The sequence below is a fragment of the Streptomyces sp. YIM 98790 genome, from assembly GCF_011421595.1.
Lineage (GTDB): Bacteria > Actinomycetota > Actinomycetes > Streptomycetales > Streptomycetaceae > Streptomyces.
In genome coordinates this window covers 1-8,563 of record NZ_WTLH01000218.1, presented here as the reverse complement: position 1 = coordinate 8,563, position 8,563 = coordinate 1, and the positions used below count along the sequence as shown (strand labels likewise).

Below are 8,563 nucleotides of genomic sequence, written 5' to 3'. Positions count from 1 at the left end.
CGGGAGATGTCCTGCCCCTTGTACAGAATCCGGCCGGAGGTCGGTGTCTCCAGGGACATCAGCAGCTTGGCCACGGTGGACTTGCCGCAGCCGGACTCGCCGACGATGCCCAGGGTCTCCCCGGGACAGAGGTCGAAGGAGACGCCGTCCACCGCCTTGACCGCGCCCACCTGGCGCTTGACGAGAACGCCCTGGGTGAGCGGGAAGTGCTTGACCAGGTCGCGGACCTGGAGGATGGGCTCTCGCTGATCAGGCTGCCGGGGCATCGAGCGTTTCCTTCCAGTGGTGGCAGGCGGCGACCCGGCCGGGGGCGACGGGGACGACGGCGGGGGTCTGCGAACGGCACAGGTCGGTGGCCGCGGCGCAGCGGGGGCTGAAGGCGCAGCCGGCGGGCAGGGAGGTCAGGGAGGGCGGCAGCCCCTTGATCGCGTACAGTTCGCCGCCCTTGTGGTCCAGGCGGGGGACGGAGTCCAGCAGGCCCTTGGTGTAGGGGTGGGCGGGCCGCCGGTACAGGTCGTGGACGTCGGCGCGTTCCACGATCCGCCCGGCGTACATCACCGCGATCTTGTCGGCGACATCGGCGACCACGCCGAGGTCGTGGGTGATGAGGATGAGGCCCATGCGGTATTCGCGCTGGAGCTCGGCGAGCAGGTCCATGACCTGGGCCTGCACGGTGACGTCCAGGGCCGTGGTGGGCTCGTCCGCGATGATCAGGTCCGGTTCCAGGGCCAGGGCCATCGCGATCATGATGCGCTGGCGCATGCCGCCGGAGAACTGGTGCGGGTAGTCGTTGACCCGCTCCCGCGCCGCCGGGATGCGGACCTTGTCCATCAGGTCGATGGCGCGGGCCTTGGCCTCCCGGCGGGACATCCCGCGATGGACGCGGAACATCTCGGCGAGCTGGTAGCCGACGGTGAGGACCGGATTCAGTGCGGAGAGCGCGTCCTGGAAGATCATGGCGATCTTGTCGCCGCGGATCTTCCGGCGCTGCTCCTCGCTCATGGTGAGCAGGTCCTGGCCCCGGTAGAGGATCTGGCCGCCGGCGATGCGGCCGGGGGGCATGTCCAGGATGCCCATGATCGCCTGGGCGGTGACGGACTTGCCGGAACCGGATTCGCCCAGTACGGCCAGGGTCTCCCCGGCCTCGACGGAGTAGTTGACGCCGTTGACGGCCTTGGCGACACCGTCCCGGGTGTGGAACTCGACCTGGAGGTCGCGGACTTCGAGCAGGGGCACAGTAGTCACGGTGCGGGTTCCTCAGCGCAGCTTGGGGTCGAGGGCGTCGCGCACCGCGTCGCCCATCATCATGAAGGCCAGCACGCACAGGCTGAGCATCCCGGCCGGGAAGAACAGCACATGCGGGGCGTTGCGGACCTGGTTGGAGGCGGTGGAGATGTCGATGCCCCAGGAGACGGNGCTTGGGGTCGAGGGCGTCGCGCACCGCGTCGCCCATCATCATGAAGGCCAGCACGCACAGGCTGAGCATCCCGGCCGGGAAGAACAGCACATGCGGGGCGTTGCGGACCTGGTTGGAGGCGGTGGAGATGTCGATGCCCCAGGAGACGGTCGGGTCCTGGAGGCCGACGCCCAGGTAGGACAGGGTGGCCTCGGCGGAGATGTAGCTGCCCAGCGCGATGGTGGCGACCACCAGCACCGGCGCGACGGCGTTGGGCAGGATGTGGCGGAGCATGATCCGCCAGGTGCCGGCGCCCAGTGCCCTGGCCGCGGTGACGTAGTCCGCCTGCTTGGTGGTGATGACCGAGCCGCGCATCACCCGGGCCATCTGGGTCCAGCCGAGGAACGCCAGCGCGCCCATGACGACGACCGGGGTGCGGTCGGTGACGGCGTTCAGCACCACCAGGGCGCCCAGCAGGAAGGGGACGCCGAAGAAGATGTCGGTGATCCGGGAGAGCAGCGCGTCCAGCCAGCCGCCGAAGTAGCCGGCCAGCAGGCCGACCAGGCCGCCGAACAGGGTGACCAGGAGGGTGACGCCGAAGCCGACCAGGATGGAGGCGCGGGTGCCGTGCACCACCCGGGCCCAGATGGAGCGGCCCTGGCCGTCGTAGCCGAACCAGTCGGGCTGGAACCAGTGGGTGAGTTCCGGGCGGCCGAGGTAGTGGTGGGCCGGGTCGCCGTCGCGCGGGTCGACATCGGTGAAGAGGGAGGGGAAGAGCGCCAGGACGACCAGGAAGAGGATCAGCGCGGCGGAGATCACGAACAGCGGGTTGCGGCGCAGGTCGTGCCAGGCGTCGGCCCACAGACTGCGGCCCTTGGCGGGCGCGGGCGGCGGTTCGCTGACCTTGACCGGTGCCCGGTCCGCGGGGGCCGGGGCGGCGGTGGCGGCGGCCGGGGTGGCGGTGGCCGGGGTGGCGGCGGCCGGGGTGGCGGTGGCGTCGTCGGCGGCCTTCTCGATGCGCCTCGCGTCAGGCATAGCGGATCCTCGGGTCCAGAACGGCGTAGAGCAGGTCGACCAGCAGGNGGCCGGGGTGGCGGTGGCCGGGGTGGCGGCGGCCGGGGTGGCGGTGGCGTCGTCGGCGGCCTTCTCGATGCGCCTCGCGTCAGGCATAGCGGATCCTCGGGTCCAGAACGGCGTAGAGCAGGTCGACCAGCAGGTTGGCGGCCAGATAGATCAGGACCAGGACGGTGACGGTGCCGACCACCACCGCGCTCTCCCGCCGCACCAGCGCGTCGTAGACGAGGCGGCCGACGCCCTGGACGTTGAAGATGCCCTCGGTGACGATGGCGCCGCCCATCAGCGCGCCGATGTCGGTGCCCAGGAAGGTGACCACCGGGATCATCGAGTTGCGCAGCAGGTGCATGCGCACGATGCGCCGCTTCGGCAGGCCCTTGGCCCGGGCGGTGCGCATGAAGTCGGCGCGCAGGTTCTCGGCGACGGTGGTGCGGGTCAGCCGGGCGACGTAGGCGAGGGAGAGCATGCCGAGGACGACACCGGGCAGCAGCAGCTGGCCGATCTCCTCGGAGTTCTGCACGGTGGGGGTGACCCAGCCGAGCTCGGTGGCGAAGACGTGCCGCATGACGTAGCCGAGCACGAACACCGGCATGGAGATCACCAGCATGGTGAAGACCAGGATGCCGGTGTCCGCGTACCGGCCGCGGCGCATGCCGCCGAGCACGCCCAGGGCGATGCCGGCCACGCTGCTGAACAGGAAGGCGATGGCGGCGAGCCGGATGGTCACCGGGAAGGCGCGGCCCATCTCGTCGGCGACCGGCCGGCCGACCGTGGTGGTGCCCAGGTCGCCGGTGAGCAGGCCGCCCATGTAGTCGAGGTACTGCTTCCACAGCGGCTGGTCGAGGCCGAGCTGCTGGCGGATGGCGGCCAGCTGCGCCGGGTCGGGGACCTTGTCGCCCCACAGGGAGCGGACCGGGTCACCGGGCAGCACATAGATCATGCAGAAGACGAGAAAGGTGGTCCCGATGAAGACCGGGATCATCTGGAGCAGTCGCCGAGCGACATAGCGCCCCATCATGCCTCCGGGTGGGGGGTCGGTCGGGTGCGGGCATGGGGGCGTGCCGCCGCCGCGGGGGGGCGGTGGCACGCCGCAAGCCCCCGGGCGGCCCTCCGGCACGGGGGTGTGCCGCGTGCCGGAGGGACCGCTCAGGGGTGGGGTGGCGCGCTCAGCGGCCGGTCACCTCGATGTCGGTGAGGATGGGGTGTCCGTAGAGGTCGAAGGCCACGTTCTCGACCTTGGTGGAGTGGCCGGACTGGACCTCGTAGTACCAGAGCGGGATGGCCGGGAAGGTCTCGGCCAGGCGCTCCTCGGCGAAGCGGTAGAGCTCCGCGGACTCCTCGACGGTGGGCGCGGCGTCGGCGGTCTCGACCAGCCCGTCGAAGATCTCGTCGGAGAAGCCGCCTTTGTTGCCGCCGGCGGTGGTGCCGTAGAGGTCGCGCAGGAAGTTGCCGTTGAACGGGTAGTCCATGCCCCAGCCGGACCGGTACATCGACCCGACCTGCTTGTTGTCGCGGGCGTCCAGGTCCTCCTGGAAGGTGGGCTTGGCGTCGCCGGTGCACTCCACGCCGACCGCCTGGCGGATGGAGTTGCAGACCGCCTCCACCCACTCCTTGTGGCCGCCGTCGGCGTTGTACTGGATGGTAATGGCGTTGCCCGGCACGCCGCCGCCCATGTCGATGAGCTCCTTGGCGGTCTCCGGGTCGTAGGTGCAGTAGGGGCCGCAGGCGCCTTCCTCGTAGCCCATGACGCCCTTGGCGACCCAGCCGTTGGCGGGTACCCGGGTGCCCTGGAGCACGGTGGAGGTGATGGTCTCCCGGTCGATCGCCATGGACAGGCCCTGCAGGACCTTGACGTCGATGTCCTTCCACTGGTCGGTGTAGAAGGCGAAGTTGACCGTCTGGATGGCGGCGTACGGGGTGTTGATGGCCCGGTCGCCCAGGTCCTGCTCGAACTTGGCGAGGTTGTTCGGGGAGACCTGCCGGACGTAGTCGATGTTGTCCGACAGCAGGTCCTGGTAGGCGGCGTCGGAGTCGGCGTAGTTCAGGAAGACGACGCCTTCGTTCTGCGCGGCGTCCTCACCCTGGTAGTCGTCCCACTTCTCGACGTCGATGAACTTGTTGTGCTCCCAGGAGACGAACGTGTACGGGCCGTTGCCGACCGGGTTCTCGGCGGCGGCGGCCGGGTCCTCGTAGAAGCTCTCGGGGAGCGGGAAGAAGGGGTTGTACTCCAGCTTGTAGTTGAAGTACGCCAGCGGCTCGGTCAGTTCGATGGTGAAGGTGTGCTCGTCGACGACCTTCAGGCCGGACATGGTGTCGGCGGCGGGCTCGCCCTCGGCCGGGTGCACGTCCTCGTAGCCGGCGATGTCCGAGAACCAGGAGCTGTTCTGCTGGTTGTTCTCGATGCCGGCGGCCCAGTTCCACGCCTTGACGTAGGACTCGGCGGTCACCGGGGTGCCGTCGTGGAAGGTCCAGCCGTCCTTGAGGGTGACGGTCCAGGTCCTGGAGTCCTCGGTGGTGATGGACTCGGCGTTCATGTAGATGATCTCGCCGGTGGTGGGGTCGGTCTTGATCAGACCGGTCCACAGGGCGCCGATCACCTCGTGGCCGATGGCCTCCATGGTGTCCGAGGGGACGAGCCCCTTCTGCGGCTCGGCGGACTCGCCGATGACCTTGCCGGTGGCGTCGTAGCCGAGGCCGCTGCCGCCGGAGCCGCCGTCACCGCTTCCGCAGGCGCTCGCGGCCAGTGCCACGACTATCGCACCCGTCACCCACTTGGCGCTGCGCGCACCGCGCATGGGCCTGCCTCCTTACGGGGTTCGTGCATGTCTGGAGGGGCGCCGCATGCGCAAAGTCTTCACACCCGAAGCATCCGGCGCCCAGCGAAAGCCCGGCCGCACAGATAGCTGTGCGTCACACCGCGGCCGTCGCAACCGGAACAACTATTGGCCATAAACAAGATTTAGTCAGCCATTTAAGATCACGATATGATGACGAGCGAAGGGTGATCCGGCTCGCAAAAACGACAAAAGGGATCATAGCCACGCGAGACACTCGCCATGAAAACGGGCAGTTGTGACGCATGCCATCCTTCGCCGTCCGGTTCACAGACCCATGCGTCCGCTCACCGGACACCCGGAACGGGGGCACAAGAGGGCACTCTTGACAGATGCATGATGCAATCTCTCTCTTGAGCGCCCGCTTCTGACTACAGAACGTGAGCATGCTCGGGGACGCGAACGGCCCGCCCCCGCGTCCGGGGACGGGCCGCACATGTTTGCCTTCGCACCGGAAGGCGGCCGGCCGGGTCAGGCGTGCTTGGCACGGGACGCCGCACGCGCCCGCTCACGCTGGTCCAGCACCACCTTGCGGATGCGCACCTCCCCCGGCGTCACCTCGACGCACTCGTCCTCCCGGCAGAACTCCAGGCACTGCTCCAGCGACAGCCGGCGCGGCGGCACCAGGTTCTCCGTGGTCTCCGCCGTGGAGGAGCGGATGTTGGTGAGCTTCTTCTCCTTGGTGATGTTGACGTCCATGTCGTCCGAGCGGGAGTTCTCGCCGACCACCATGCCCTCGTACACCTCGGTGCCCGGCTCCACGAACAGCGTGCCGCGCTCCTGGAGATTGAGCATGGCGTAGGCCGTGGACTGCCCGGCCCGGTCGGCCACCAGCGAGCCGGTGGAGCGGGTGCGCAGCTCCCCCACCCAGGGCTCGTACCGCTCGAAGATGCCGTGCGCGATGCCCGTGCCACGGGTCTCGGTCAGGAACTCGGTGCGGAAGCCGATCAGGCCGCGGGAGGGCACCAGGAACTCCATCCGCACCCAGCCCGAGCCGTGGTTGGTCATGGTCTCCATCCGGCCCCTGCGGCCCGCCATGAGCTGGGTGACCGCGCCCAGGTGCTCCTCGGGCACGTCGATGGTCATCCGCTCCACGGGCTCGTGCACCTTGCCGTCGATCTCCCGGGTGACCACCCGGGGCCGGCCCACGGTCAGCTCGAAGCCCTCCCGGCGCATGGTCTCCACCAGGATCGCCAGCGCCAGCTCGCCGCGGCCCTGCACCTCCCAGGCGTCCGGCCGGTCGGTGGCCAGCACCCGCATGGAGACGTTGCCGACCAGCTCCCGGTCCAGCCGGTCCTTCACCAGCCGGGCGGTCAGCTTGTGCCCCTTGCCGCCGCGGCCGACCAGCGGGGAGGTGTTGGTGCCGATGGTCATGGAGATGGCCGGCTCGTCGACCTGGATCAGCGGCAGGGCCACCGGGTTCTCCGGGTCGGCCAGCGTCTCGCCGATGGTGATCTCCGGGATGCCGGCCACCGCGCAGATGTCGCCCGGCCCGGCCTCGGCGGCCGCCTTGCGGGTCAGCGCCTCGGTCATCAGCAGCTCCGTGATGCGGACGTTCTGCACCGTGCCGTCGCGCTTCATCCAGGCCACGGTCCGGCCCTTGCGCAGATGGCCCTGCTGGATGCGGCAGAGCGCGATCCGGCCCAGGAACGGGTCCGCGTCCAGGTTGGTGACATGCGCCTGGAGCGGGGCGTCCTCCTCGTAGACCGGCGGCGGCACGGTGTCCAGCAGGGTGCTGAACAGCGGCTCCAGGGAGTCGCTGTCGGCCGGCACGGTGCCGTCGGCGGGCTGGGTCAGGGAGGCGATGCCGTCCCGGGCGCAGGCGTAGACGATCGGGAACTCGATCTGCTCCTCGTCCGCGTCCAGATCCAGGAAGAGGTCGTAGGTCTCGTCGACCACGGCGGAGATCCGGGCGTCGGCGCGGTCGGTCTTGTTGATGCACAGGATCACCGGCAGCCGCGCCTGGAGCGCCTTGCGCAGCACGAAGCGGGTCTGCGGCAGCGGGCCCTCGGAGGCGTCCACCAGCAGCACCACGGCGTCCACCATGGACAGGCCGCGCTCCACCTCGCCGCCGAAGTCGGNCGCCGCCGAAGTCGGCGTGCCCGGGGGTGTCGATGATGTTGATGACGACCGGGCCTGAGCCGTCCTTGGGGTGGTACCGGATGGCCGTGTTCTTGGCCAGGATGGTGATGCCCTTCTCGCGCTCCAGGTCGTTCGAGTCCATGACCCGGTCGTCGACGTGCTGGTGCGCGGCGAAGGCGCCGGCCTGCTTGAGCATGGCGTCGACCAGGGTGGTCTTCCCGTGGTCGACATGGGCGACGATGGCGACATTGCGGATGTCGTGGCGCGTGGGCACTGGCGGCGCTTCTCCCGGACGTGACGGAACCCCGCCCGCGCCGGTGCGCGGCGGCGCGCTGCGGCGGCGGTGCGGTCCCGGCTGGCGGATGACCTGATGGCCTGATGACCTGGTGGCGGCGAGCCCGGCAGACTTCTGTGCCTCGGGTGGACCGGCCCCGCACCTCATCGTACGGGGCGGGCCGGTCAGCGGCGGTAGCCGATGTCCTGGTAGCGGGGGGTGGCCAGGCCGAAGGCGCCGGCCCCGGCCAGTTTCCGGTCCACGGCCACCAGCTCGGGACGCTGGAAGAGCGGGATGGAGCCGGCCGCCGCCCACAGCCGGACATCGGCCTTGTTGAGGAGCTCGGCGCGGCGCTTGTCGTCCAGCTCGGTGGCGGCCTGGTCCAGAAGCTGGTCGATGTGGTCGGTGCCGACCCGGGCGAAGTTCTGCTCGACGAACAGCTCGCCGCCGGGGATGGCCTGCGGCTTGGCGTACACCGGCCGGGCGTCGGTGGCCGGGTAGGCGGTGGCCGGCCAGGAGTAGAGGGCCAGGTCGAAGTCGCCCTCGATGATGTGGTCCTCGAAGTAGGCGTCGCTCTCCACCTCGGTGATCTCGGCCAGCACGCCGAGCGGGGCGAGCATGGCGGCGATGCGTCTGCCGACCTCGCGCAGCCGCTCCGCCTCCGGGCCGGCCGGGAGGACGAAGTCCAGGCGGAGCGGCTTGCCGTCCTTGGTGCGCACCCCGGCGGCTGCCTGACGGGACATCTCGTCCGCCTCGTCGTCGGCCCGGACCGCGTCCGCCTCCGCCTGCAGCGCGGTCAGCCGCAGCCGCGCGGCCTTGTCCTCCTGGCCGGCCCGGGCGGCGTCCGCGGCGGCCTGCCGCTCGGCCCCGGCGGCCTGGCGCAGCAGCACGGCGCGCTGCCGG

4 protein-coding genes and 4 pseudogenes are annotated in these 8,563 nt (G+C 70.1%); all 8 read right to left on the bottom strand.

The annotated features are described in order from the left end of the window. On the bottom strand, window positions 1–266 hold a 266-nt coding region (locus GQS09_RS24655), incomplete at its 3' end, for an ABC transporter ATP-binding protein (RefSeq protein ID WP_165989774.1). Then, window positions 250–1,245 (bottom strand): ABC transporter ATP-binding protein, encoded by a 996-nt coding sequence (locus GQS09_RS24650; protein ID WP_165989773.1) that lies wholly within the window; start codon window positions 1,243–1,245, stop codon window positions 250–252. The genes GQS09_RS24650 and GQS09_RS24655, both read right to left, overlap by 17 nt. 12 nt (window positions 1,246–1,257) lie before the next feature. After that, a pseudogene (locus tag GQS09_RS31100) lies at window positions 1,258–1,398 on the bottom strand (ABC transporter permease); the annotation flags it as partial. A gap of 13 nt (window positions 1,399–1,411) precedes the next feature. After that, window positions 1,412–2,431: pseudogene (locus GQS09_RS24645) on the bottom strand (ABC transporter permease); the annotation flags it as partial. 127 nt (window positions 2,432–2,558) lie between these two features. After that, on the bottom strand, window positions 2,559–3,485 hold the full coding sequence (locus tag GQS09_RS24640) for an ABC transporter permease (RefSeq protein ID WP_165989775.1): 927 nt from the start codon (window positions 3,483–3,485) through the stop codon (window positions 2,559–2,561). A 151-nt stretch (window positions 3,486–3,636) separates the two neighbouring features. Next, window positions 3,637–5,265: an ABC transporter substrate-binding protein gene (locus tag GQS09_RS24635; protein WP_165989772.1), complete on the bottom strand. Its 1,629-nt coding sequence runs from the start codon at window positions 5,263–5,265 to the stop codon at window positions 3,637–3,639. A 510-nt stretch (window positions 5,266–5,775) separates the two neighbouring features. Next, window positions 5,776–7,660, bottom strand: a pseudogene (gene typA, locus GQS09_RS24630) (translational GTPase TypA). A gap of 185 nt (window positions 7,661–7,845) precedes the next feature. After that, window positions 7,846–8,563: pseudogene (locus tag GQS09_RS24625) on the bottom strand (ABC transporter family substrate-binding protein); the annotation flags it as partial.